At 42.8% G+C, this 24,736-nt stretch carries 20 protein-coding genes; 6 read left to right on the plus strand and 14 right to left on the minus strand.

Translation table 11 applies throughout. The features are described 5' to 3' along the window. Nucleotides 1–267 precede the first annotated feature (267 nt). The gene (locus tag Q8W40_RS02330; protein WP_305395711.1) at nt 268–465 is read right to left on the minus strand and encodes a hypothetical protein; all 198 of its coding nucleotides are present in this window, start codon (nt 463–465) and stop codon (nt 268–270) included. A gap of 214 nt (nt 466–679) precedes the next feature. Here Q8W40_RS02330 and purU point away from each other — a divergent pair, with 214 nt between their 5' ends. Beyond that, nucleotides 680–1,513 (plus strand): formyltetrahydrofolate deformylase, encoded by an 834-nt coding sequence (gene purU, locus Q8W40_RS02335; RefSeq protein WP_305395712.1) that lies wholly within the window; start codon nt 680–682, stop codon nt 1,511–1,513. A 104-nt stretch (nt 1,514–1,617) separates the two neighbouring features. Here the strand turns inward: purU and Q8W40_RS02340 are convergent, their stop codons facing one another. Then, complete coding sequence (locus Q8W40_RS02340; RefSeq protein WP_305395713.1) at nt 1,618–2,214, minus strand: VOC family protein; 597 nt, start codon at nt 2,212–2,214, stop codon at nt 1,618–1,620. Nucleotides 2,215–2,420: 206 nt separating this feature from the next. Between Q8W40_RS02340 and argS the strand changes: the two genes are divergently transcribed. Continuing rightward, entirely contained in the window at nt 2,421–4,154 is a 1,734-nt protein-coding gene (gene argS / locus Q8W40_RS02345) for an arginine--tRNA ligase (protein WP_305395714.1), read from the plus strand. A gap of 100 nt (nt 4,155–4,254) precedes the next feature. On the opposite strand, the gene lpxM is transcribed toward argS, so the two are convergent. Beyond that, nucleotides 4,255–5,196 carry a lauroyl-Kdo(2)-lipid IV(A) myristoyltransferase gene (lpxM, locus tag Q8W40_RS02350; RefSeq protein ID WP_305395715.1) on the minus strand — a complete coding sequence of 314 codons (942 nt, stop codon included), beginning with the start codon at nt 5,194–5,196 and terminating at the stop codon, nt 4,255–4,257. A gap of 76 nt (nt 5,197–5,272) precedes the next feature. Here lpxM and Q8W40_RS02355 point away from each other — a divergent pair, with 76 nt between their 5' ends. Then, complete coding sequence (locus tag Q8W40_RS02355) at nt 5,273–5,707, plus strand: HIT domain-containing protein (protein WP_305395716.1); 435 nt, start codon at nt 5,273–5,275, stop codon at nt 5,705–5,707. A 133-nt stretch (nt 5,708–5,840) separates the two neighbouring features. On the opposite strand, the gene Q8W40_RS02360 is transcribed toward Q8W40_RS02355, so the two are convergent. The 6 genes from Q8W40_RS02360 to znuA all read right to left on the minus strand — a co-directional run bounded on the left by Q8W40_RS02360 (nt 5,841) and on the right by znuA (nt 15,482). Then, nucleotides 5,841–6,065 (minus strand): FeoC-like transcriptional regulator, encoded by a 225-nt coding sequence (locus Q8W40_RS02360; protein ID WP_305395717.1) that lies wholly within the window; start codon nt 6,063–6,065, stop codon nt 5,841–5,843. Further along, nucleotides 6,062–8,335: a Fe(2+) transporter permease subunit FeoB gene (gene feoB, locus Q8W40_RS02365; protein WP_305395718.1), complete on the minus strand. Its 2,274-nt coding sequence runs from the start codon at nt 8,333–8,335 to the stop codon at nt 6,062–6,064. Before feoB ends, Q8W40_RS02360 begins: the two co-directional genes overlap by 4 nt. After that, the gene (locus Q8W40_RS02370) at nt 8,335–8,562 is read right to left on the minus strand and encodes a FeoA family protein (RefSeq protein WP_305395719.1); all 228 of its coding nucleotides are present in this window, start codon (nt 8,560–8,562) and stop codon (nt 8,335–8,337) included. Before Q8W40_RS02370 ends, feoB begins: the two co-directional genes overlap by 1 nt. Before the next feature lie 1,089 nt (nt 8,563–9,651). Next, nucleotides 9,652–13,056 carry an AraC family transcriptional regulator gene (locus Q8W40_RS02375; RefSeq protein WP_305395720.1) on the minus strand — a complete coding sequence of 1,135 codons (3,405 nt, stop codon included), beginning with the start codon at nt 13,054–13,056 and terminating at the stop codon, nt 9,652–9,654. 129 nt (nt 13,057–13,185) lie between these two features. Next, entirely contained in the window at nt 13,186–14,538 is a 1,353-nt protein-coding gene (mepM, locus tag Q8W40_RS02380; RefSeq protein ID WP_305395721.1) for a murein DD-endopeptidase MepM, read from the minus strand. Further along, the gene (gene znuA / locus Q8W40_RS02385) at nt 14,535–15,482 is read right to left on the minus strand and encodes a zinc ABC transporter substrate-binding protein ZnuA (protein WP_305395722.1); all 948 of its coding nucleotides are present in this window, start codon (nt 15,480–15,482) and stop codon (nt 14,535–14,537) included. The genes mepM and znuA overlap by 4 nt, the downstream gene beginning before the upstream one ends. An 84-nt stretch (nt 15,483–15,566) precedes the next feature. Between znuA and znuC the strand changes: the two genes are divergently transcribed. After that, nucleotides 15,567–16,349 (plus strand): zinc ABC transporter ATP-binding protein ZnuC, encoded by a 783-nt coding sequence (gene znuC / locus Q8W40_RS02390; RefSeq protein WP_305395723.1) that lies wholly within the window; start codon nt 15,567–15,569, stop codon nt 16,347–16,349. Then, on the plus strand, nt 16,342–17,127 hold the full coding sequence (gene znuB / locus Q8W40_RS02395) for a zinc ABC transporter permease subunit ZnuB (RefSeq protein WP_305395724.1): 786 nt from the start codon (nt 16,342–16,344) through the stop codon (nt 17,125–17,127). The genes znuC and znuB overlap by 8 nt, the downstream gene beginning before the upstream one ends. Nucleotides 17,128–17,222: 95 nt before the next feature. Here znuB and Q8W40_RS02400 read toward each other — a convergent pair whose 3' ends face one another. The 5 genes from Q8W40_RS02400 to msbA all read right to left on the minus strand — a co-directional run bounded on the left by Q8W40_RS02400 (nt 17,223) and on the right by msbA (nt 23,477). Then, entirely contained in the window at nt 17,223–18,125 is a 903-nt protein-coding gene (locus Q8W40_RS02400) for a lysophospholipid acyltransferase family protein (RefSeq protein ID WP_305395725.1), read from the minus strand. Next, the gene (locus tag Q8W40_RS02405) at nt 18,115–18,345 is read right to left on the minus strand and encodes a phosphopantetheine-binding protein (protein WP_305395726.1); all 231 of its coding nucleotides are present in this window, start codon (nt 18,343–18,345) and stop codon (nt 18,115–18,117) included. The genes Q8W40_RS02400 and Q8W40_RS02405 overlap by 11 nt, the downstream gene beginning before the upstream one ends. After that, nucleotides 18,336–19,904 (minus strand): AMP-binding protein, encoded by a 1,569-nt coding sequence (locus Q8W40_RS02410; protein WP_305395727.1) that lies wholly within the window; start codon nt 19,902–19,904, stop codon nt 18,336–18,338. Before Q8W40_RS02410 ends, Q8W40_RS02405 begins: the two co-directional genes overlap by 10 nt. 12 nt (nt 19,905–19,916) lie before the next feature. Continuing rightward, complete coding sequence (gene panP / locus Q8W40_RS02415; protein ID WP_305395728.1) at nt 19,917–21,584, minus strand: pyridoxal-dependent aspartate 1-decarboxylase PanP; 1,668 nt, start codon at nt 21,582–21,584, stop codon at nt 19,917–19,919. A gap of 126 nt (nt 21,585–21,710) precedes the next feature. Beyond that, entirely contained in the window at nt 21,711–23,477 is a 1,767-nt protein-coding gene (msbA, locus tag Q8W40_RS02420; RefSeq protein WP_305395729.1) for a lipid A export permease/ATP-binding protein MsbA, read from the minus strand. 157 nt (nt 23,478–23,634) lie between these two features. Here msbA and Q8W40_RS02425 point away from each other — a divergent pair, with 157 nt between their 5' ends. Further along, nucleotides 23,635–24,696, plus strand: coding sequence for a glycosyltransferase family 9 protein (locus tag Q8W40_RS02425; protein WP_305395730.1), 1,062 nt, complete (start codon nt 23,635–23,637; stop codon nt 24,694–24,696). Nucleotides 24,697–24,736: the final 40 nt, after the last annotated feature.

The following is a 24,736-nucleotide window of genomic DNA, read 5'->3' on the forward strand; positions in this document are numbered from 1 at the left end:
GTTGACCTTTCGAGATGATTTTTGCAGCAATTTGTGGATGATTTATACAAGGCAGAGCTTATTCGGTGTAGTCGCTCTACATCAATGAGCGATAACGCAGTAGAAATAAGCCACAAATGCTGCCCAAAGGGTTCGCTTCTATGCCTTTTACTCTTTGTTGCAAGGTATTTGCTTAGAATACTAGGCGTCACACCTTGCGCCGCGATTAAAAGGCATAGAAGTCGAACAAAATTTAACCGCGAAAGATCAACAGACCCTAAACTCTTATCACTTTCGCTGTAAGTATCGCTCCAACCAAGCAGGACCTTGGAAAGTGTCATCAGAAAGCAGAGCGTGTGCCGCTTCAGATGGTGTTGTTTTTTCTTCCCAGAGTTGGTTAAGAAGGTCTTCATCTATATCATGATCGCCAACAAGGGTTGTCACTCGCTCTACATATAATCGACGGGCCAACAGCTCTTTATCCATAGCAAATACCTCTCTGATATGCAGGAGTAAAATTCAACGAGTTTCACAGCAGACTCCTGAACGTGCTTATTTTGTTGAAACCACCGCCATAATAGATTAATTATAGACAACATATTGAGGCTCACACCGCGATTTCTTTTTTATAAAGCCCACTCTCGTCTCAAAACAATTTATTCGAAATTCAAAAAAAATATTACAGGAAGTAACCCAAAAAATGGAACGAAAAACGCTACTTACGCACTGCAACGACGCTCCCGGATTGATCTCTAAAATCACGAATATTTGCTATAAGCATCAGCTCAATATTATTCATAACAATGAATATGTTGATAATTCTAGTGGTCATTTTTTCATGCGAACGGAGCTCGAAGGTTACTTTAATGACGAAACGCTATTGCTAGATTTGGATCAGGCTCTCCCTGAAGGCGCAAAAAGAAGGCTTATCGGGTCAGATCGGAAGAAAGTGGTGATTCTGGTTACTAAAGAAGCACACTGTATTGGTGACATTCTGATGAAAAACTACGATGGCAGCTTAAATATCGATATTGCTGCGGTTGTTGGTAACTATGACACTCTGCAAAATTTGACGGAAAAGTTCGACATTCCTTACCACCATGTTTCTCACGTCGATTTAACTCGTGAAGAACATGAGCAAAAGATGTTGGAAGTGATTGATAGCTACGGAGCAGATTACCTAATCCTTGCCAAGTACATGCGTGTTCTTACGCCAGATTTTGTTGAAAAATACCACCACAAGATCATCAATATCCACCATAGCTTTTTGCCTGCCTTTATCGGTGCAAAGCCATATCAGCAGGCGTTTGATCGTGGCGTTAAAATCATTGGGGCTACAGCTCACTTCGTAACGAATGATTTGGATGAAGGACCAATCATCAAGCAAGATGTGATTCCTGTTGATCACAACTTCAGTGCCTCTGATATGGCACAAGCGGGTCGGGACGTCGAGAAAAACGTACTAAGCAAAGCCATCAACAAAGTGGTCAATGATCACGTGTTCGTTTATGGCAATAAGACCGTGATCTTGTAAATCTACCGGAAACTCTATTACGTAAAAATAAACGAAACAAAAGAATCAAACGGTGAGCATTCTCTCACCGTTTTTTATACCCAATACTCTATTACCAACAGGCGCTAACCTTGTTCAGATGCAACAACATCTTTTAAAGAATGAGGATGAAGCTTAATGCAAACTCCCTGATATTTGAATGCTACCGTTGGGTTTGGCAGCCTTTCACCTTCTCCCTTCGGGCTGGACACTTTTACTTTGATGCCCAGTTCGTCGAAGTTAGCGGATTTTTCTTGGAAATTCGGAAAAGTCGATTTTAAAAAAGCCAAATAATCATTTGCCGTTTTTGCCTCAGATGGAATCACAAACTCCACATGCTCCCATGATTCAACCGGGTAGCTTTTCCCTGCTGCTGGATAAGGCAATTCTAAGCACTCTATAGACCAACCGGTTGCCATAAGTGGTTGAGTAAACTCCAATACAATGATGGGTCGACCATTAATTTGAGCACTGGAGATCTCGTCTCCCCATTCCGACCATTTTTTATGCGCGAATGTTGCCGCCTCTAGATCGTTGACCCTTAAGGCAATATGATCCGCTTGATAACCCGATAAGTCTATTCCAATGAGCTCAGAAAGGGTTTGAATTCTTGCCATAAAATCGGGCAGCTGAAGCAGCATATTTTCGGGTAGAAGATCGGAGCGTGACGTCACTTTCGACATGGTGTTCTCACTAAAAGTCTGATTTTCTCGCCATACTAGCAAGATCGAGCTGAAAAGTAGTAAAAATCGCTTTTTTCTGACTACTAGACAATGAAGAAAGTTGATATGATTAACGCCATTTTGTGAACTAGAACAAGTATCCATTCCCCCACTTCAAATACAGCGGGAATGCATCAAAACAATTCTTAGAATTGAAGGAAGCTCGTGTGAATATCCAAGCACTTATTAACGACAAAGTATCTCAGGCTCTTGAAGCCGCTGGCGCACCCGCAGGAAGCCCTGCTGCCGTTCGTCAATCTGCAAAGGCACAGTTTGGTGACTACCAAGCAAACGGTGTTATGGGTGTAGCTAAAAAGCTAGGCACTAACCCTAGAGAATTTGCGCAAAAAGTGTTGGATGTTTTAGACCTAGACGGTATCGCAAGCAAAACTGAGATTGCAGGTCCTGGTTTCATAAACATCTTCCTAAGCGAAACGTTTTTGGCAGAGCAAGCGGATGCAGCGTTAGCTGATGAGCGCTTGGGTGTAGCAAAAGACGAACAAAAAACCATCGTTACCGATTATTCTGCACCAAACGTTGCAAAAGAAATGGCGGTTCACCACATTCGTTCAACGGTAATTGGCGACGCAGTCACTCGTACTCTTGAATTCCTAGGACACAAAGTGGTTCGCGCCAATCACATCGGCGACTGGGGTACGCAGTTCGGTATGCTTATCGCTAACCTAGAGCGTGTTCAAAAGGAATCGGGCGAAGTGTCGATGGAACTTTCCGATCTGGAAGCCTTCTACCGCGAATCGAAAAAGCTATACGATGAAAATGAATCATTCGCTGAAACAGCGCGTAATTACGTTGTTAAGTTGCAAAGTGGTGATGAGTACTGCGCAAAAATGTGGAAAAAGCTTGTCGACATCACTATGGTTCAAAACCAGCGCAACTACGACCGTTTAAACGTATCGCTATCACTGAACGATGTGATGGGCGAAAGCATGTACAACAGCATGTTGCCAGAAATTGTTGCTGACCTTAAAGAAAAAGGATTGGCACAAGAAGATGACGGAGCACAAGTTGTATTCCTAGACGAATACAAAAATAAAGATGGCGAGCCTATGGGCGTTATCGTTCAAAAACGTGATGGCGGCTTCCTATACACAACAACCGATATTGCATGTGCGAAATACCGCTACGAAAAACTGGGCGCAGATCGCGTACTTTACTTTATCGATTCACGTCAGCATCAGCACCTAATGCAAGCTTGGACGATTGTTCGTAAAGCGGGTTACATCCCTGAAAACGTCTCACTAGAGCACCACGCATTCGGCATGATGCTGGGTAAAGACGGACGCCCTTTCAAAACGCGTGCTGGCGGGTCTGTGAAACTCACCGATCTACTGGACGAAGCAGAACAGCGCGCTGAAAAGCTCATCGAATCCAAAAACCCAGGGTTAGACCCAGAAGAGAAAACCAAGATCGCCAATACAGTTGCCATGGCAGCTGTGAAATACGCTGACTTGTCCAAGCACCGCACGACAGACTACGTGTTTGATTGGGACAACATGTTGGCATTTGAAGGCAACACAGCACCTTACATGCAATACGCCTACACTCGTGTCGCGTCTGTATTCGCAAAAGCAGGTGTGTCGATGGATTCGCTTCAAGGCGAAATCAAAGTGACCGAAGAAAAAGAGAAAGCATTGATTGCTAAGTTGCTTCAGTTTGAAGAAGCCGTTCAATCTGTTGCTCGCGAAGGTCAGCCTCACATCATGTGTAGCTACTTATTTGAATTAGCGGGTCAATTCTCTAGCTTCTATGAAGCGTGCCCTATCCTTGTGGCTGAAGATGAAGCTGTGAAGCAAAGCCGCTTGAAACTGGCTGCACTAACAGCGAAAACTATCAAGCAAGGCTTATCGCTTCTTGGAATCGAAACGTTAGAGCGTATGTAAGCGAACCAGTAACTTACGAATATAAAAAGAAAAGCCTCGCAATCGCGAGGCTTTTTAATATCTATAAACCAAATCAAAACTGAATCAGCTTACAAAGAATTTAATATAACTCCGTTCCATCTGGACGAGTGCGGAGTAAGTTTAAAATCCACATGTATTGCTCAGGGCGGTCACGCAAAAGTTCTTCTAACGCATGGTTCATCATTCTGGCATCTTGCTCTTCGTCACCCGTTGGGAAGTTTTCCAACGCTGGTAGAATGAAAAGCTCGAACTTTCCTTTTTCAGCATTGTACGCTGGAATCATCGGCACAACCTTAGCGCGGCTCAGTTTAGCCAGCTTACCAAACCCCTTCAATGTTGCTTTTTCCGTACCAAAAAAAGGAACAAAAACGGAATTGTCGGCACCGTGATCTTCATCGGGTAAGTAGTAGGCCATGTAGCCTTCTTTGATGGAACGTAAATACGGTTTTATGCCTGAATCACGAGGCACAATTCGACCTCCGTAGCGCATACGTTGTACATTCATAAGCCAGTCGCCAATCGGGTTTTTTTGCGGTCGAATCATAATGACCACATCATGCCCATAAGAAGAGAAATACATTCCAGTGTAGTCGATTGACCAGCAATGAGGGACTAGCGCGATTATCTTTTCACCATTCTCTAATCTAGGGAAAAGATGCTCTCCTCCAAACACTTCGCCACGGCTCTGATTGTATTTTTTGCTTCGCACCGTCAATTCTGCGTACCCAAGAAAAAACTGCGCTGCGACTTCATACATTTTCTCAAGCAATTGCTGTCTTTCATCTGCTGATTTTTCAGGGTAGCAGAGCTCTATATTTTTCTTAGCTCTGCGCAGTGCACCTGAATTGCGTTTTGAAAAAAAACGAGACAACCAAGCCGCAAATTTATCGCGTGGGCGATGTGGTACAAAAGCGAGCAATAAAGCAAATCCAATACCTATCCACGTTGGCCAGTATTTCGGATGCAAAAACGACCATTGAAACTTAGGATCATATAACTGTTTTTCGATGTTATTGCTCATTCGACCATTAAATCTATCTTAGGATTAGGCGCGATATGATATAACAAAGGCAATTCAAAACAAACGACAGATAACTATGGCTTTTTCACTGCACCCTCAACTAGACAAAGACACCAGTTACCTTGGCGACTTTCCATTATGTCGCGTCCTTTTACATAAAGATGCCACGGTGCCTTGGATCATTCTTGTTCCAAGATTCGATAATTTAACCGAGTTGCATCATTTACCTATGCCTAAGCAGCAGCAATACCTTGTTGAATCTCAATTGGTTTGCGAGGCGATTGAAGCGCTATTCACTCCAGATAAACTCAATACCGGCGCGCTTGGAAATATGGTGCCACAATTGCATCTTCACCACATTGCTCGATATAAACATGATGCTGTTTGGCCAAAGCCAGTATGGGGGAATACTTCTGGTGAGTTTAGAGATGAGAAATCGCAGTTAGATATGGTCAGCCTGATACAAAACTATCTTTCAAAGTCAGATATTTTTTCTACCGCTTCACAATAAACACTGCATCAAAATAAACATCGCGCCTGATTAAAAAACGTAATAAAAGAAAAGGAGCATACCGAAAAACCCTTGGTTATTGGTATTGCCCCTTTCTTTTAGCAAACAATAAAATTGTTACTGTTAATACCTGTTATCCGATAATGACATTCATGGCAATTTGTTCCGGTCGAGAGATCCAACAATAGCTAGCGGTGTGCTCACCTTTCGCGGATATCTTCGTCACTTTGCCTTTGTTCATCCAAAACGTCAGCATGGCATCAACACCGTCTTCACTCATGTGAAAATGCCGAGCGAGTTTCGACTGACTTACCGTGCCATTTTGGGACATGTATTCACTTATCTCCGTCAAAATCATACGCTCACCATCTCTGTATTCGTGTGCTGTTCATCCCCTGCACGCTTTAAAAGTAGGTAAGTGAATACGAATATTGAAATGACCAATGCAATCCACAGTGTACTGCTCATCGGGTGATGGGAAAAATGCGTGATCTGATAAAATAGCGTTGCTCCTCCGTAGGCAAGCAACATGGTCCACGCAGCAATAAAGCGCGCAAACTTATGACCAAACTCTCGAACATAAGCCCCCATTGCCGCCACGCAAGGGGTATACAGCAAAATGAAAATCAAATAGGCGAAAGCCGCATTTCCAGTAACGAAGTACTCTTTTAGGTTACCGAATATGGAGCTGTCCACTTCTTGCTCTTCGGCAACGGCTTGTGCATCGGTAAGATCGCCGACTTCAATACCCAATGGATCGCTAAAACTAAGACCTAACAAGTTTTCTGGAATCGTCATTAACGCCTCGTTCAAACTCCCCCATAGATCAAACTCGCTTGGTTCTTCTTCCAATGGTGACGAATACAGGTTGTTTAATGTCCCGACTACCGCCTCTTTAGCGAATATTCCTGTGATGATCCCAACGGTAGCTGGCCAATTTTCTTCGCTTACACCAATAGGCTTAAAAATAGGCGTAACGATTTGAGCAGCGCTGGACAATACAGATTGTTCACTGTCTTCATTTCCAAATGTGCCGTCTGTTCCTAGTGAGTTGAAAAAACTCAAAATGGTGACGACGATGACAATCGTCTTGCCCGCACCCAATACAAAACGTTTCAGCTTTTGCCATGTTTTTAAAACCACATTCTGCAAGGTAGGAAATTCATAACTCGGTATTTCCATAACAAAATGCTCACTTGAGCCGGAATATAGTGTGCGCTTTAAGATAAGACCGGTTCCTACAGCGGCAAGTATCCCCAGTAAATACAATGCAAATACAATGTTTTGACCAGATTCTGGGAAAAATGCTGCTGCGAATAAGGCGTAAACAGGTAACCTTGCGCCACAAGACATAAATGGTGCCATGGCTGCAGCTAGTTTTCTTTCCCTTTCTTGGTCGAGTGTTCTTGTTGCCATAACAGATGGGACATTGCACCCAAAACCTAAGACTAAAGGAACAAATGCTTTCCCTGGTAAACCAATTTTCTGCATGACTTTATCAAGAACAAATGCTGCTCTCGCCATGTAACCAGAGCTTTCAAGCAAAGATAGGAAAAGATAAAGGCAAGCGATCACGGGAATAAAGGTCGCAACCGTTTGAATGCCTCCACCAACGCCATCCGCTAATAACGTCACTAACCACACAGGAAGATGTTCATCCAGTAGATAATGACCGCCGTCGACCAAAACAGTGCCAACACCGATATCAAAAAAATCGATAAATGCACTGCCGATATTGATGGAGAACATAAACATTAAGTACATAACGAGGAAAAAGAACGGAATACCAATCCATCGATTGAGCACGAGGTTATCTATGGTTTCAGTCGTGCTGTGGCTTACCTTTCCAGACACTTTCCTAACACGTTTGCAAATGTCATGTAAAAATGAGTATTTAACATTAGCCACTTGTAAGTCGATGTCGCACTTAATGGCGTCCACTGAGTGCGTTAATTTCTTACGTTGCTCTTCAGTGAGGCTATTTACGATCAGAGGGTCATTGCCCAACGCGCGAATGGCTTTGGCTCGTGCTCCATGCTCCGACTGCCACAAAGGAAGTAAAGTGGCTATTTCTCGCTCAACATCCTGACTGTATTCTAAAGAAAAGTGTTCTTCTGGAATCCCTTTCACTAAGGTTTTGTGTAAATCTTCTTTGAAGCTTTGAACTTGTTGTCGGTTGTTAGACGAAAGCGCATAAACAGGGCATCCAAGCCCCTCTTCAAGCCCCTTTATGTCTAATGTTTGTCGCTTGCGAGTAAGTGCATCCATTTTATTGACCACCACGATCATGGGTCTCCCCAGTTCTCGCAGTTGCAAAGTCATGTACAAGCTTCTTTCGAGGCAAGTTGCGTCTACAACATTAATGATAAGATCCGTAGGATGCGTCAGAGCAGCTCTAGAAGCTATCGATTCGTCTATACTGTTTGCGCCATGAGCGCTATCTAGCGCATAGATTCCTGGTAGGTCGGTCAATGAAAAATCGTCGCCAGAATGCGTAAAATACCCTGTCTTTTTCTCAACCGTAACACCCGCCCAGTTGCCTACCTGCTGTTTCGCTCCAGTGAGGGCATTGAATAAGGTGGTTTTTCCGCAATTGGGGTTACCAACGGTTAGGATGTCATATTGCATTAGATGGACTCCACTTCAATTTGACGTGCGAGACTATCTCTAATAGCAATAACAACCCCTCTAATTTCCACCTGCAGTGGATCACCCATCGGAGCTTTTCTAACCAGTTTTATATGGGTTTCAGGCAACATACCCATAACCATCAATTTTTTATTGAGTTCTTGGCTCAAATCGCCAAGACCTGCAATCGTAGCGGTGCCGCCAATATGCATATCGGAAAGCTTCATCAGTGTAACCTCGACATCATTCTGAATGAGAAACATTATTATTTTTATAAGTAACTATAATTGAACGATGTAACAAAGTGTTGCGCTCAATCAATGTTACCGTTTTTACAGTCCCCACTCATAAATCAACGTCAAAAACGTCACTTTAAACTCCGTTAATATCGTTAAAAACACCGCGACTTTGATTAATAGTTAAGCACTCCGCCAACCCATATGAATATTTCACTACTGAGACTAAAAATAAATACCCTTATATTACAAAAAGTTAAATTTGATATGGACAGATTGTCGGATTTCTTATGTAAATGTGTCGTTAATTCAATAAAGAAATTAAGTGGAGCAAGGCTATAGTTACTCCATCGAAAGGCACTGCCTTAGATAAGAATTCCAGAGGTGATATAGCTTAGCTATATCACTCCGGCAGCAAGCGAAGGTGTCATTGACACCCGTGGTATAGTCCCCCCGGCTATACCACGATATTTTTTTTCTTCTCCTTTTCAACACTCCTTAAAAACCTCAGCAATCAAATTACTGCATTCTTGCGACTTTATCTTTGCATTATCCATAGTGACAATTGTTTATCTCATTTATATTTCAGTTAGTTATACCCAAGAACCTCGAGATGCTTGGTTCAGCGACTTCTCTACCAAAGAATAAGGAATTGGCAGTCAAGCAGAGATCGATAGGAAAACCTAGTCGTTCTAACTCAAAGATAGGAAATGGAGCATAAAAGCCACTTAAACTTCCCCTTGGGAGCCAATATATGGTTTGTAGGGCATAATAAGCCTACTAGACGCCCCCCTTTATTCAACAAACACGAAAGCACTTGTGAGGTTAAGTGAGAGTAGATAAACCGAGTGTAATTACTCGGAGATGATGTTGAATAAACTCATTACGTCCAAGTACCAACTACAGCGCTTGCGCGAATTAGCACAATTCGTTAATAAATTCACATCGAGAACGACCGATAGACGCAAGAATAGAAATGGATGCAATTTGAAGGCAAATGAAATAATGCCCTAATAGATAACTTTTGTAGTGTGTTAAAAGGTTCGAAGATCTAATTTTAAAAGGCGGGGGAGCGCACCATCAAACACCTTGATTAGCTTCAATAAATTTGGAGGGTGAAATACCGTAATGGTGTTTAAATCGCTGACTGAAATAGGAAGGGTCATTAAAGCCTGTCTCATGAGCAACATCCGACACTTTTTCGCCACCGATTAATCGCTGACAGGCTTTCTCTAAACGAATTTCGTTAAGATACTCTTTAAATGTCTTCCCTGTTTGAGATTTAAACTTACGCTGCAGGCTCCGCTCCGATGTATAAATCATTTTTGCCATCGGTGCCGTACCAAAGTCGGGGTCGTGATAGTGAGTATCCACTATCTCAAAGACTCTTGATAACCACTGTTCTTCTTCTGTAAGCGGAACTTGTTCTTCCGAAACAACTATTTCTTCTTTAGTAGATACAGTAAATCTTCTTCCAATGGGTATGTCGAGTTCTTCCACCGGCGCATTCGACCAAAAGGCGTCAATGATGTTAGCGTTGTTGTCTTTTTTCCTAAAGAAACACTCACCGCCACCATATTCAACGTATCGACGTAAGCCCTGTAAGCTTGTGTCGGTTAACGCACTCCACTCTTCACCACTGTACTTGTGATTAAAGGAGTTGTAACCCAACACTTCCTGCTGAGAAATTGGATTACCCGTATCTTGAATCCTGAACCCACATTGCTCATCTTGGTTAACTACGACTAATTCAATTTGATCGCCTCGTTTACTTCTTCTCGAAACGTTCGCCAACATCCCGTGGAGCACATAATCTAAATTAAATTGCTCCACATAAACGGAAATTGCAGCTGGAGAGCGATACACGTTTAATTGAACACCTTGTTTGGCCAATTCTTGCTCCCAATGAGCCACCACCGCATCACACACTGAATTAAGGTCATGGCTTGCTTTGGACTCTCCCTGAGATTTAACACTGAGATCAACGATTTGTTGCAAAAGATAAAACGCTTTCTTGAATTGACCTGGCTCAGCACCAGATTGGCATATATCTTCAAAAACACCTTTAGTCTTACCGGCAAGGCTATCAATATAAGTATGGCGAATATTAATTTGCCTTTTCAATAACTTATTACTATTTACCAACATGTCACTTTGATGTTTCAGCTGACTGGTTCTCAGTTCAACCTTATCTCTCAGTGCTTTGTTAATTCGACGTATTTGACGTGAACGCCACAATACAATTAACCCTGCAAATACAATTAGACATAAAATGACGTAGGCTATAAACCAACCCGACATGTACCAAGGCGTTGAAACAACAAAAGAAAAGCTGGATCCTTCAACTTCAAGTTCAGACTGTGAAGATGTACGAATTTCTAGTTCATATTCACCCGGTAACAAGTAGTCAAAAGTTAATTGCGAACCTTGAAGAGATATCCAGTTTTCGTTCCGGCTTCCTAAAAGCCGATATTCCAAACTCCAAACGTCAAAATCTGGTAACACACCCACTACAAATGATAGATTTTTACTATGAGGTACTTGGTACTGCTTGCTGCTATCGGGCGCAAATTCGAAAGGTTTTCTGTCCAAAAGGACCTGACCAAATTTAACTCGACTCAAAGGCAGTTGTGTCGCTTTCAACGCCTTCTCTGATGTCATTATAATCCCGAGTTTGGAACCAAATATTAAGTGGTCACCATTAGGACCAACCGAACATACGTCTGGCAAAAACTCGTTGTTTATTAAGCCAAAAGGGGCACCATAATGATGAAGAAGTTGACCTTCATTGGAATAAAAACTGAGCCCTTTGGACGTAGACAACCACATGCCTTTAGCCGTGGTAACACTGCAAAGCGGTTTAATATCGGCTTCAAATAGTGGCACGATTTGCTGTACAAGAATCTCTGGATTATAAAGGCTTAATCCTCTGCTGCTGATTCGCCATGTTTTACCACCAACAGTTTCAGACATATCGACAGTTCTCGCCAGTAATGTTTCACCACTGCGTTCAAACTGTAAGCGCCCATTGGCATAGTAATAGAGACCATGGTCCGTCCCAATCCAAACGGTTCCAGTAGAAGACGTGTAAAGGTGAGTGATTTGTGTTGGGAAGTATTTTTTAGCAACCCAATCAAACCCAAAATTCTCGGTCACTTTGCTTTCAGGCTGATAACGAATAAGCCCTTCTGCCGTCGCTACCCAAAGCATGCCTTTTTTATCAATAGTGACTCGATTGATTACTCTTTGATTTAATTGGCTAGGTAGTATCTCGTTTTCAAGCGTTAGCGTCTCTAGGTTGAATTTTCTCAACCCATCAGACATTGCCAACCACAAAAATTTTCCCTGCTGCACCAAATCATTCACACATCCCTCAAGCAACCGCTTGGGGTAGTGCATATTCTTTGGGTTTAGAAGATAAAACCCTTGATCGGTTCCAATCCAATGCGCGCCGTCCAAAGAGGTGAATACTTGCTTGATGTTACCCAATCCTAAGTGTTGGGATGAAGTACCAAAACGCACGCGTTCAAACAATCGGCTGTAAAGAGAGTAATAATTAATCCCTTTGTTCGTCGCTACCCAAACACCGCCTTGACCATCATTGTATAAGTCGTACACGTGATCACCGGGCAGGGCATAATCATCTTGATAGTTGGATGAAATATGGTCGGTTTCACCAGTAAGGAAGTGATAGACGTATATCCCATTTTCTGTGCCCAGCCAATAGGACGTATCTGTTTCTTCAATCGCTAGTACATGAGAGCTTCCAATCACTTTAAAATTTCTCGATTCATTATCAATAGTAATGATTCGAGCACCTTGAAGTGAGCCAACTATGAGTTCTCTGCGTTTTTGAGAAAAATGGAGAGACTCAATATGGTGCTTACCAGACGAGCGGATATGATAGAACTTCTTGCCTTGATTGAAATAAACGCCAGAAGACGTTCCCAAAATCCAACGGTCAGACACATATTTTGCATCATTGACTATCACTCGCTTCTGACTATTACTTTGGTAAACAAATGAAAGGGGATACTCAATAACCGAGTTGTCATCCAAATCTAATGTGTAGAAGTTTTCAGCGGTTGCAGCCCATACAAATTTACTACTCACACCAAGCTTCAGTATTCGACGATTAGCGGGGAGAGCTGTAATGAGTTCTTGCGGAAAATTAGGTTTAAACCGGAATATTTTATTGTTTTCTGAGAACCAGAAATACTGCCGGCTGTACGCTACTTGGGAGAGTTTACGCTCAAAGACACTACCAGATCGGGGAAGAATATGCTGACCATCGAAAAACCTTAGCTGCCCATGAATATCATGAATCCAAAGCCCACCATCTGGACCCGATATCAGATTTTTTGCGGTAAGAGACTGCCCTTGCATCTGAAATGGTAAGGGGTAGAAAATGGAATTGCTCTCATGAGCTCGCAAGCTTTGGCTAACGACAAGCAATATTAATATGAGTACGGATCGCGTAATCAAATCCTTCCCTTTCTCAAAGCCGGAAAAACTCCATCACCAATTTTAGATACTGGTAATTTTGAGTAACTTGATACGTTATACGAATTATGATGAATAAAAAAGGTGCAGCTCGCTACACCTTTCATTTATCTAGATCTGATCACGTAAAATTTGTATGACACCACCAGCATTTTCTTTAAATTCCGGTAACTTAGACTTAGGAACATCCGATGCTTTAGGTAGTTGCACCTTCATTGCATCAACTGGACGTGAATTTTTGATCAACTCATAATGGAGATGAGGACCTGTAGAGCGCCCCGTGTTTCCACTTAAAGCGATTTTTTGACCTCGAGTGACCGTATCCCCCACTTTTACCAGAATTCGGTGTAAGTGCAGGTACCTTGTTACGTACTCTCGACCATGTTTAATGACCACATAATTGCCCGCTAAAGGGTGGCGACGCGCTTTCACCACTTTGCCATCGCCCGTCGAGTAAATAGGTGTGCCCGTTGGCGTGGCAAAATCGGTTCCATTGTGGGGAGAGATACGTCCCGTAACTGGGTGCTTTCTATGAGGGTTGAAACGAGAACTGACTCGATATCGTTTATTGGTTGGCAAGCGATCAAATGCCTGCTCTAAGCTTTGACCAGACTTGTCGTAAAAACGATTATCATCAAATTTAACAGCGGTGTATTCTTTTCCGCTATTCACGTACAGCAAAGCTTTGACATCACCTCTGCCTACAGCCTTGCCATCGATAAATTCTTGCTCGATCTGAACAGCGAATTTGTCACCTCTACGCGCTAAGCGCCCAAAATCAAACTTCCACTGCATCGATTTAACAATGGTCGTGATTTGCCCCGGTGACAACCCGGCATTCAATGCCGACTGATAAAAGCTTCCAGATATTCGTCCTGTGACCACAACAGGTTTCAATTCTCCGGAGTTTTCCAACCTTTGATATTGATACCCCGAATCACCAAGCGTATAGAGGTCATATTCTTTGGCATTGCGATCAATGCGCAGCTCATCTAACCGACCATCCGTGTCTAACGTCCATGTTAACGTCATTCCGGGACGAAGCCGTTCAGCAGCCTTATTTGTATTAATCAGCGCGTACATGTCATTTAGTTTCAGACCGTACTGCTCGAAGACCGTGCTAAGCAGCTCCCCTTTCGCGATGACATGGGAATGACTCGGCTCTATTGCATTCGCCAACTCTTCTTCAAGTTCGTCTTTAGGGGCAGAAAACTCTGGAGCATTAGAATCAATTTGAGCACCTAAAGGTTCGCTGTTTTGATCTGAAAGCGCTATGGTTTGTTCACTTTCAAGATCAATTTCAACTCGTTCAGCAGGCGTTACGGCAGGTTGTGATGAAATCGAAACGGGGTTTGGACGCCAAAATGATACACCGATGGTTAATATCGTTAGGCTTAGAATAGTAAGTTTGTGTTTTTTAGGTAATCGCTGCCAGTGTTTGGCAGCGACATTTATATTTTTCATTCAGATAAACAGCTAGCGAATTGGGAGCCTAATGACTTTAAAAAGTCGAAATACGCCCCAGACTGCACTTTGATATTCACCGCAAGTGGATCAAGTTCGCCTTTATTCACACCTGTCCCACGCGTTACGGAGGTCACTACAGCTGGGGTAAATTGAGGCTCAGAGAATACGCAATATGCATCTTTAGATTCAAGCTTTTTACGTATTTTGTTTAAGGTTTTTGCTCCAGGCTTTCGCTCAGGGCTAACAGTAAAATGGCCTAAATTGTTCAATTTAAAATGATTTTCGAAGTAGCCGTATGCATCATGGAAAACAAAATAGCCGTTATGGCGAACAGAAGAGAATTTAGCTTCTAGCTCTGCGTTTGTTTTATTTAAGTTAACTTCAAACGCAACCAAATTATCTTGGTAGCGCTTTGCATTGCTTGGATCAATCTCAGATAACTTGTTTGCAATGGCGGTAGCGGCTTGAAGAGCTTGATCAGGACCTAACCAAAAATGCGTATCATAGGCACCATGGTTATGCCCTTCGTGTCCGTCATGATGATCGTGGCCTTCATGGTGGTCGTGCCCCTTATGGTCATCGTGATGCGCTTCATCTTTATCGCATCCACAATCACCATATTTTCGCAACTTAACTTCAGGTTGTTGTTGAAGGGCGAAAGCACCAGAATGACTTTCCATTACACCCGTCAGAAAAGTTTCCATGTCTTCACCGATCCAAACCACTAGATCTGCTTTTCTGATCTTTTTAATGTCAGATGGCTTCAAAGCATAGTCATGAGGAGAAGTATTTGTAGACAGCAGAACGTCTGAGGTGGATACTCCCTCGGTAATTTCATTGGTAATGAGTTGAACGGGTTTTATGGAGCTTAAAACGTTAGCTGCGCTGGCGATGGAAGGCATCAACCCTAACAACAAAAATACATGACCAAAACGTGGCATTTTATCCTCTGAGTATTCAGTACTTGGCGTAAATGGGGGTAAATGTTACTTTATAACACATCAGTAATGCAATAGCGGTTTATAATGACTCTCCTCGCTTCACTCAAATCTATACGGGTACAATTTGGTGATAAACCCGTTCTCGATAACATCAATCTAGATCTACACAAAGGTCAAATTACGACGTTAATTGGTCCTAATGGAGCGGGGAAATCAACGTTAGTAAAAGTACTGCTTGGATTAAACAAACGCTTTGATGGAACATTATCATTTATAGGCAAACCAAAAATAGGGTACGTTCCGCAAAAACTCAGGTTAAATGACACCCTTCCTCTTAGCGTTGAACGATTTCTAAAGCTTGCTGGGAAATACAGCAAACAAGAGCGGCTAGAAGCCTTAAAACTGGTTGGTGCTTCCCATTTGTTGAACAACAATATGCATCGGCTGTCTGGTGGTGAAAATCAGCGTGTTTTGTTAGCAAGAGCATTGCTTCAAAGGCCCGAGCTGCTCGTTTTGGATGAACCAGCACAAGGTGTTGATGTGCAAGGTCAAATAGACCTTTATAACTTAATCGACCATTTGAGACACCGATTTAACTGCGCTGTATTAATGGTGTCGCATGACCTACACCTTGTCATGGCCAAGACAGATCATGTGGTTTGCTTACATCACCACGTATGCTGCTCAGGTACACCAGCTGCCGTTAGCGAACACCCGTCTTACATTGCGCTGTTTGGTCACCGTAGCCGAGAGTCACTGGCTTTTTATCAACACGACCATCATCACCATCATGACCTTTCCGGCGATCCCGTCGCCGGAAACGCTAATGCATGTCAACATATTCAACACGGTCACAAACATGATTGAGTTTCTTCTCCCCTCTATTCTCGCTGGTATTGCTATCGCGCTGATTGCTGGTCCATTGGGGTCTTTTGTCGTCTGGCGCAAAATGGCGTACTTTGGCGATACCCTAGCGCACGCTTCGTTACTGGGTCTGTCTTTGGGCTTTTTGTTGGATATCAATATCTATCTGGCATTGGTTATTTGCTGTATTGCGCTTGCAGCCATTTTAGTCACGCTTCAAAAACAAGAGGTTGTCGCAACTGACACGTTACTCGGTATTTTAGCGCATAGCTCACTATCACTGGGGTTGGTGGCAATCAGCTTTTTCGATAATGTACGTGTCGATCTAATGGGATATTTGTTCGGCGATCTACTTGCGGTTTCTCCACAAGATTTAACCTTCATTTTTGCTGGCGGGGCTTTCATTATCGCAGCGCTAATGTATTTTTGGCACCCTCTACTATCAAGCAGCGTCAATGAAGAACTCGCGAGCATAGAAGGGATTAATACTGACTTTATGCGTCTTGTCTTGATGTTGCTGGTTGGTGTTGTCATCGCGGTAGGAATGAAGTTCGTTGGGGCGCTTTTGATCACTTCACTTATGATTATTCCTGCTGCTGCTGCACGCAGATTTTCGCGTACACCAGAACAAATGGCGATTCTATCTTCGGTGTTTGGCGTTGCTGCAGTATTGTCTGGCCTGTCATTTTCATGGAATTTGGATACGCCAGCCGGGCCTTCCGTAGTGATTAGTGCAGCCATTATTTTTATATTGGCTCAATTCAAGAAAGTAACGCACTAAGCGATTGTTACAAAGAAACTTTAATCACGATTCAAGATCAAAACAGGGAAGCCTCGCTTCCCTGTTTTAGTTTTCTAATCTAGCTATAAGAACAATTACTTCCAACGATTGTAATGCCATATCCATTGCGTTGGGTGTTTTCTAATAACCTGCTCTAGGTACTCCATTGTCATTTTAGCCTCTGCTTCCATTCTCGCTTTCCCGAATAAATCCTCTCTCTGAGGCAATTTATCAAAGAACAATGACTGCTTTTGCTTGCCAGACAAAGTGTGATGAAGGTAGGCCGAACAACCCAGCTTTTGCGCAATAAAGAATGGAGTGGTTGGTACCTGAGTATCAAAACCGAAAAACTGAGTGCTAACGCCTTCGGCACGTAGATCCATGTGAAACACAATCCAACGTCCTTCTGAAATGGCTTTGACTAACCCGAGGATGCTATTGCTACCGCGCTCGACAAAAGGAATGTCTAATTCTTCTGCTGCCGTCTCGATGATCGTATTTTCAGTTTCTCTTTTTCCATCTTTACCAGCACCAAAAATCGTTTCGGTTGGTACACCTTTCTTATTCAGATACCAAGTTACTGCATCATAAATACCGGTATGAGGGCATAGGATGACGCCTCCCTTACCTTGCTTTGCTTCTTCAACAATGCTTTTAAGCCCATCATCAGATTCAAAAATGTGAGCATTGAGATGACAAATACCCATCAAGTTCATCAATGTTTGCTTCGCGGAGGCTTTTGATATCTGCTTTCGCCAATCGACATCACTTTGCGGAAATACTCCAAGCAGCCCTTTGTCTTCGGTTTTAAATCGACCTGCATGCAAAATCGGTGCGAATACACTTGCCATTGTCTTTTTGAAGAAAAAAGGGGTTCGGATAAAAGCACGAGTTCGGCGAGCAACTTTCTCATGTTTTGCTTGATCTCTTGCAACATTGTCGCTTACTGCATTTATTCCCTTATTCTTTTTAGTATTCTCAAAAACTTTAACTGTCATGCAGATTAAACCAATCCAATACCTGACGAATCGATGCACTAAGATCAAAGTCCACAGACATAAGATCCATTGACAGCCCAAACTCACTTTCAACGTTGGTTATCAGATCTATGAAGGAAAACGAATCAACGAAATCGAAGAATGAATCATGTTCAGCAACAAGAGTGCCCGGAGCCACTAACTTAGAAATATAGATATTAATAAAGTTCTCTATTTGCATGCGTTTAGTCCTTCTAGTTGTTCATAAAGTGCGTTTATATCAATCTTGCCATTAATGTTTCTTGGCATGTTTTTCAACGCAAAGATTTGCTTTGGCGAAATAGCCCTTGGCAGGTAGTTGGAAAACTGTTTTATGATCTCAGGCTCATCCAATTCACCATCGGATTGGAAAAACACGACGACACCATTGGCATATCCGGCTCGGCTTAACGGCCAAGGCACCGCTGCAACAGTTGATAGATGGCTTATCTTGCGAGCTACGGTTTCAATTTCCCCAAGCTCTACCCGATGCCCAGCAATTTTTACTTGATGATCGTTACGACCAAGGTGGTGTAATACCCCTTCACACCATTCCACTAGATCGCCTGTTTTATACCAAAGCGTACCTTCGTTATCGTGAAAGTAAGCTCGCTGAGTATTTTCTTCATCGTTCCAATACTTTCCAGCCAGCTGTACACCTTTGATATATAGCTCCCCTTTTAATTCTCCGCTAAATTGGTCAATTAACTGCGGCTGATTATCTGAATCGATGATGGCTAATGTATTCTTTCTAAAAGGGAGCCCTACGGGTACAGAAGTTCTATACCTATCGATTGCAGGTTGGTAAGTGTGCGCTGTGACCGTCACACTGCACTCTGTAGGACCATAAATATTCACCACTTTCTGCCCAGTCGCTTGCTGCCACTTATCCGCTAGATCTGTCGCCAATGCTTGACCACAAAAAATACTCAGTTTCAAAGAAGGCAAAGAATCAGGCGCTAATTCATCACGTTGAAGTGACAAATCAATCACAGAAGGAACTGACAACCAGGCTGTAAGTTGATAGTGACGAATGAATTGAATCGGATTGGTTTTAAGAATTTCAGGGATACAATACAAACAGGCGCCGTGCATCCAGGCAGAAAACATATCGTGCACTGAAAGGTCAAAACTGAGATCCGAAAACTGGGCTACTCTGTCAGACTTTGACAATGGAAACGCGGTTTGAATGTTTTCCAAATAACTGGAAAGGTTTTGATAAGAGATTGGGATGCGTTTGGGCTTCCCCGTTGACCCTGACGTATGCATGATATAAGCAAGCTTGCTCCCGCTAATCTCACTTAATGAGGTTTTCTTCTCTTTAGCATCATCAACCAAAATAAATTGGTGATCGGGAAAATCGTTTTTCCACTTCTCGGCATCAACACCTTTCTCGAAAATGATCGTCCAACGGGTAGAGGTGCAATTGAGCATTTCTCTCAGTATTTTCTGATGCCCAACATCGCACGCTATCACTTGCGTTTCGGTGTCCAACATTATCTCAGTCAATTGCACTGGAGATTTTTTATTGTTCATCGGAATCCAAGTAAGACCCGAAAAATAGCACCCTATAATACTTGCATAGGCAAACAGGCTACGGTGAGCAAGAACCGCCACTTTTTCAGAGGTGTAGTGACGGCAACTTACACTCACTGAGTTGGCTTTTTCTACCAGCTCTCGGTAAGTGTAATATTGATTCGCAACCCAAAGAGCAGGTTCATCTGCCGACTCTAGCATCGCTTGGAAAATGTGCTTTCTCATTATGAAGTTCTTCTATTTATGCCGAGTATTTAGGGGTTTCTGACCATCAGTAGTTAAATGGACAAAATGATTAAGGTCAGCGAGTTCTGCACTTTCTGATGCAATCCGTTCTTGCTCGTACAAAATAGCGTCTAAATGTTCAATACAGGTTAGAGGATTTGCCAACACCACTCGAAATACCGTTCCTTCCAACGTTTTTCCTTGATTAACGTGAAGTTTGGTTCGAGAGACAAAGCCTTTACCAGTATCCCTTTGGGTTTCTTGAATGTGCTGATTTAAACGATCGAGCAATTGGTAAGCTACGCCCCTTTCACTCACTTCAAGGCGCTCAATAAGGGCTAAAAGACTTTTGGGCGCATACCGGTAAGTAAAAATGCAAAGTGTTGGAGTGCTAGTGAGTTCAAAATTGGTATTTTTTTTAACTTTACGAGCAAACTGGTGCGCTAAATGAATACTTCCATCCACCAGCTTTGCTATTCCCTGTTTTCCCATCATTGCTAAATTTGAAGCCACTAGCGCTGCGACTGCACCTCGAGAACCTTCTACCGTATGTGCTCCCAAATCATTGGAGCCTTTTCGAATAATATAGTTAGCATGGTGAGATATAGATTGCGTCGCTAATGGGCTTTTGAATAACACCATGCCTGCACCCATGGGAACATAGAGCTGCTTATGCGCGTCTATTGTGACCGAATCAGCCAATTCAATTCCTGCAAACAGATGTCTTTGCCTGTTTGACAACAAGCTGGCTCCACCCCACGCAGCATCGACGTGAAAATGACAGTTTTCCTGATTGGCGATCTCGCCTAATTCTTCAAGCGGATCAATTGCCCCTGTTTCAGTCGTACCAGCGACCCCAACAATCGCCATTATTTTTACGTTTTTTCGTTTTAGAATTGAAATTTTCGATCGCAGATCCGTTATACACATTCGTTGCGCGGAGTCGGTATCGACAACGACTAGGTTACTCTTCCCTAGCCCTAATAAGTCAGCGGCTTTTTTTAAGGAATAATGCCCAGCACCTGAAACCAGAATCGCCAAGTCATCATAAGGGCTCTGTTTAAGCGCTTTCATAAGCCCTATTTCCCCAACATCAGCGTTAAGTGCTCGATTTCTAGCGACCCATAGTGAAGAAAGGTTAGCGACCGTTCCTCCTGAGCAAAAATGTCCAAGGCTTACATCGGAACCCAAAGCATCTGAGCTGAGCGAATTGATATTCTTTGTCAGAGAAAAGCACTGAGAATGAAAGAACGCAATGACGTCTTTTTCTAGCTGAGTAAACACATTGGATGTTTCAACCTTAACGACATTTTGATTCGTAGCCGCTAAGATTTTTGCCATGGGTAAAATATGTTTGGGCAGCGCTGAGGTCATATGACCAATAAAATCAGGGGAAAAAACAGGGGCACTGCAAGCAAGCAGGCCCTGGATAAAATCGCAAAAATCTTCGGCAGTTTGGGGGGAGTCAGATACTTCAAATGAAATCCGTTTTTCTGACACATCAGCCGTAGGTGTTTTGCGAAGGAAGTATTCGTAATCTTGTTGCAGCGCATGCTCGATCATGGCGAGGCAAGACACATCGGTTTGGCCGTTGAAGAAGTCTTCGATACGGATTTCTTTTATTTGCTCACTTGATACTTCAAGGGCGAGTTCAGGCGTATTCGAAGAGAATTCCAGCATGGCTAAGCAACCTAATGTTTAAAATTCTGAAAAGTCAGTAGTTCGGCGGAATACTACGAACTACTGACTGTTAAATCAGTATTTTCAATTAAACAATACGCTTAGCTTATTCAGCAGGAAGGCAGACTACGCCTGCGCTTCCTGTTCTTTTGATTTGAGGCTTTGATAAAGCTTTGAATAGACAGGATCGGAGTTTAAAAGCTCTTGGTGAGTGCCTTGACCAGAAACTCTCCCTTGTTCAACGACAATAATGTTGTCGGCATGCTCAATCGTGGATAGGCGATGCGCAATGACAACCAGCGTCTTTTCTTTTTGAATATTAGCCAGCGCTTCCTGTATTGCTCTTTCGGATTCAGTATCCAGAGCGGAGGTGGCTTCATCCAGTATTAGAACCTTTGACTTCTTCAGTAACGCTCTAGCTATGGCAAGACGCTGACGCTGACCTCCTGAAAGGGTGACACCATTTTGACCAATTTCAGTATCGTAGCCCTCAGGCAACTGAACAATAAATTCATGGGCGTTAGCCAATTTAGCTGCATTCTCTATTTCCGAGCGCTTCGCGTTCTCTAGCGCTGGATACGCTATGTTATTGGCTATGCTATCGCTGAACAAATGAATATCTTGAGACACAGAACTGATGTGCGTCCGTAAGTTAGAAAGTTCGTAATCTTCAACGTTCACACCATCAAGCAATACCGAGCCGGAATCAACCGAGTACAACCTTGGAAGAAGCTGAACCAAAGTACTTTTCCCCGATCCAGATCGGCCGACTATCGCCGTCATTTTGTTAGTCGGAATATCAATGGAGATATTATCCAAGGCTTTACCCGCAGCACCTTCGTAACCAAAACTCACACCATCAAAACGGATGTTTCCTTCCGTAGAGTCTTGCGTGTGTTTTCCTGTGTTGCTTTCTGTAGGTTTATCCAATATTTCAAACAGAGATTCGCACGCTGCCATACCTCGTTGAAACTCAGAAAGCACATTGGTTAAACCTCGCAAAGGGCGAAGAAGGCTATACATCGAAGCAAAAACAACGGTAAATGTACCCGCAGAGAGCTGGTCATGAATGTTGTCCATACTCGCAATATACAACACGGCTACTAATGCGAACGAGGCAATAGTTTGAATGACGGGGCTAGACACTTGCTGCGCCACGATCAATTTCATATTTTGCTGGCGAACTTGATTTGTGACGCCTTCAAAACGGCTAACTTCTTTTTTCTGCCCGCCAAAACTTAACACTTCTTTGTGCCCTTTCAGCATTTGCTCAGAGCTTGTTGCTAAGTTTCCCATTTCATTTTGAATATTGTGGCTGACTTTTTTCAGGCGCTTAGAAATGACACTGATTAATATGCCGATAACAGGACAGACAATAAGAAGAACAGAAGAGAGTTGCCAACTGGTCCAGAACATCAAAGCAAGTAGACCAAAAATAGTCACGATTTCGCGCACAAGGGTGATCAAGGTGCTACTGGTCGCCCCAGCAACTTGCTCTGTATCGTAAGTAATTTTGGAAAGTAAGGTGCCAGTGGATTCTTTACTGAAATAAGAAACGGGCATTTTCATTAGGTGATTGAAAAGCTCTCGACGCAACTTCATGACAATGTTGCTTGAAACCCAACTGAGTAAATAACCATAAACAAACCCGCTGCAGCCACGTAAAAATGCGGTTCCCAATATGATAAACGGGAGTATCTGTAGATAATTAGATTCTAGGTCACCAAAGCCTTCGTCCAAGATAGGCTTAAGCAAAGAGAGCATATAGATGTCACTTAAGGCGTTAATCGCCAATGCCACTATCGCTCCGCCTATCGCCAGCTTATAAACGCTGATGTAGGGAAGTAATCGCTTAAATTGTTCGATACTTTTCTTATCTTTAATGACAGTCATAAGAGTTTCGTGAAAATTTTTGCGCTAGATTACCATTAATTCAGTCAGTGTATTGTACTTTTGTCATCAAAACTGCTGCTGGATCTGCTGAAAAATGCTTGTTAAAGTCCCTCACTTCTGTGCGCGACAGTAGCCAAACGAGAATCAAAAATAATTTATGACAATACGAAATGCACTGCGTCGGTTTGACAGCTACCGTCGTGACAAAATGGGATCTTCTGAAATATTACTGTACAAGTTACTCAGTAATAACAAGTCGCTTGAACCCAAGCTTTTAGACAACGAAGATGTGAAGCATATCTTACTGATTCGTAACAATAAACGTATCGGAAATATGTTTTTTATGTTGCCTTTCATTCGAGAACTTAGAAAGCAATATCCCGATGCCAAAATAGATTTGCTACTGCGCGAACCGTGGCAAGGTCAGTTTTTTCAAAATATAGGGCTAGGGAAATTCGACTACTCCAGCTTCTCTTTCAAACAGATAGTAAGCTGGTTGCAATGTATTTTCCGTTTAAGGAAAAATACCTATGACTTGGTTCTTGTCCCCTACTCTTCTGTCACTGATAGCATGATGTCATCAATGCTAGACGCTCGTAATAAGGTATCTGAGTACGCGAAAGACAGGCTGCCTGCAGCCCCTCACTCATCACCGCTGCCTGTGAGACATCCCCACGCAGCGTTAGAAAGTTTAGATATTTTAAAAGGCATGGGAATCAAGCTTGATCCTGAATACGACCACACAATGGCGTTTTCTCAGCAAGAAACAGAGAATGCACAACAAATTTCTCAGCAGTTGCGAAAAGGAAAGGAACACGTCACATTGGCTTACTTCCGTGGAGCACGCGGAGAAAAGCAACTTGATGAAACCACCTGGCAAACCGTGCTCACTCAATTTGATGAAGTGACGGGCAAGCAAATCAATTGGATCGAAATACTGAGCCCTGACATCCCAGCCCCACTCAACGCTGAAACACAAACTTATCAATCAAAAGACATGCGAGTACTTGCTGCCGTGCTCAAACAAATGGATGGGTTTATTTGTTGCGATACCGGTCCTTTGCATTTGGCGGATGCCGCTGGAGCAAACTGTATTGGTCTTTATACTCATACCTCGATAGAGCGATACGGGTTGCTAGGAAGCAACACAGTCAATGTTGATGGGTTAGATAACCTAGACGCGGCGCAAATTCTAAAGTCGCTTAAAATCCCATTTTGATGGTGCATAGAAATCACAATTAAAAAAGACATAAAAAAAC

Source organism: Vibrio penaeicida, from assembly GCF_030689305.1.
Lineage (GTDB): Bacteria > Pseudomonadota > Gammaproteobacteria > Enterobacterales > Vibrionaceae > Vibrio > Vibrio penaeicida_B.

Excerpts from the sequence above, each read along its gene's own strand:
- Q8W40_RS02330 (WP_305395711.1), bottom strand. The coding sequence starts at position 465 with ATGGATAAAGAGCTGTTGGCCCGTCGATTATATGTAGAGCGAGTGACA.
- purU (WP_305395712.1), top strand. The coding sequence starts at position 680 with ATGGAACGAAAAACGCTACTTACGCACTGCAACGACGCTCCCGGATTG.
- Q8W40_RS02340 (WP_305395713.1), bottom strand. The coding sequence starts at position 2,214 with ATGTCGAAAGTGACGTCACGCTCCGATCTTCTACCCGAAAATATGCTG.
- lpxM (WP_305395715.1), bottom strand. The coding sequence starts at position 5,196 with ATGAGCAATAACATCGAAAAACAGTTATATGATCCTAAGTTTCAATGG.
- Q8W40_RS02355 (WP_305395716.1), top strand. The coding sequence starts at position 5,273 with ATGGCTTTTTCACTGCACCCTCAACTAGACAAAGACACCAGTTACCTT.
- Q8W40_RS02360 (WP_305395717.1), bottom strand. The coding sequence starts at position 6,065 with ATGATTTTGACGGAGATAAGTGAATACATGTCCCAAAATGGCACGGTA.
- feoB (WP_305395718.1), bottom strand. The coding sequence starts at position 8,335 with ATGCAATATGACATCCTAACCGTTGGTAACCCCAATTGCGGAAAAACC.
- Q8W40_RS02370 (WP_305395719.1), bottom strand. The coding sequence starts at position 8,562 with ATGAAGCTTTCCGATATGCATATTGGCGGCACCGCTACGATTGCAGGT.
- mepM (WP_305395721.1), bottom strand. The coding sequence starts at position 14,538 with ATGAAAAATATAAATGTCGCTGCCAAACACTGGCAGCGATTACCTAAA.
- znuA (WP_305395722.1), bottom strand. The coding sequence starts at position 15,482 with ATGCCACGTTTTGGTCATGTATTTTTGTTGTTAGGGTTGATGCCTTCC.
- znuC (WP_305395723.1), top strand. The coding sequence starts at position 15,567 with ATGACTCTCCTCGCTTCACTCAAATCTATACGGGTACAATTTGGTGAT.
- znuB (WP_305395724.1), top strand. The coding sequence starts at position 16,342 with ATGATTGAGTTTCTTCTCCCCTCTATTCTCGCTGGTATTGCTATCGCG.
- Q8W40_RS02400 (WP_305395725.1), bottom strand. The coding sequence starts at position 18,125 with ATGACAGTTAAAGTTTTTGAGAATACTAAAAAGAATAAGGGAATAAAT.
- Q8W40_RS02405 (WP_305395726.1), bottom strand. The coding sequence starts at position 18,345 with ATGCAAATAGAGAACTTTATTAATATCTATATTTCTAAGTTAGTGGCT.
- Q8W40_RS02410 (WP_305395727.1), bottom strand. The coding sequence starts at position 19,904 with ATGAGAAAGCACATTTTCCAAGCGATGCTAGAGTCGGCAGATGAACCT.
- panP (WP_305395728.1), bottom strand. The coding sequence starts at position 21,584 with ATGCTGGAATTCTCTTCGAATACGCCTGAACTCGCCCTTGAAGTATCA.
- msbA (WP_305395729.1), bottom strand. The coding sequence starts at position 23,477 with ATGACTGTCATTAAAGATAAGAAAAGTATCGAACAATTTAAGCGATTA.
- Q8W40_RS02425 (WP_305395730.1), top strand. The coding sequence starts at position 23,635 with ATGACAATACGAAATGCACTGCGTCGGTTTGACAGCTACCGTCGTGAC.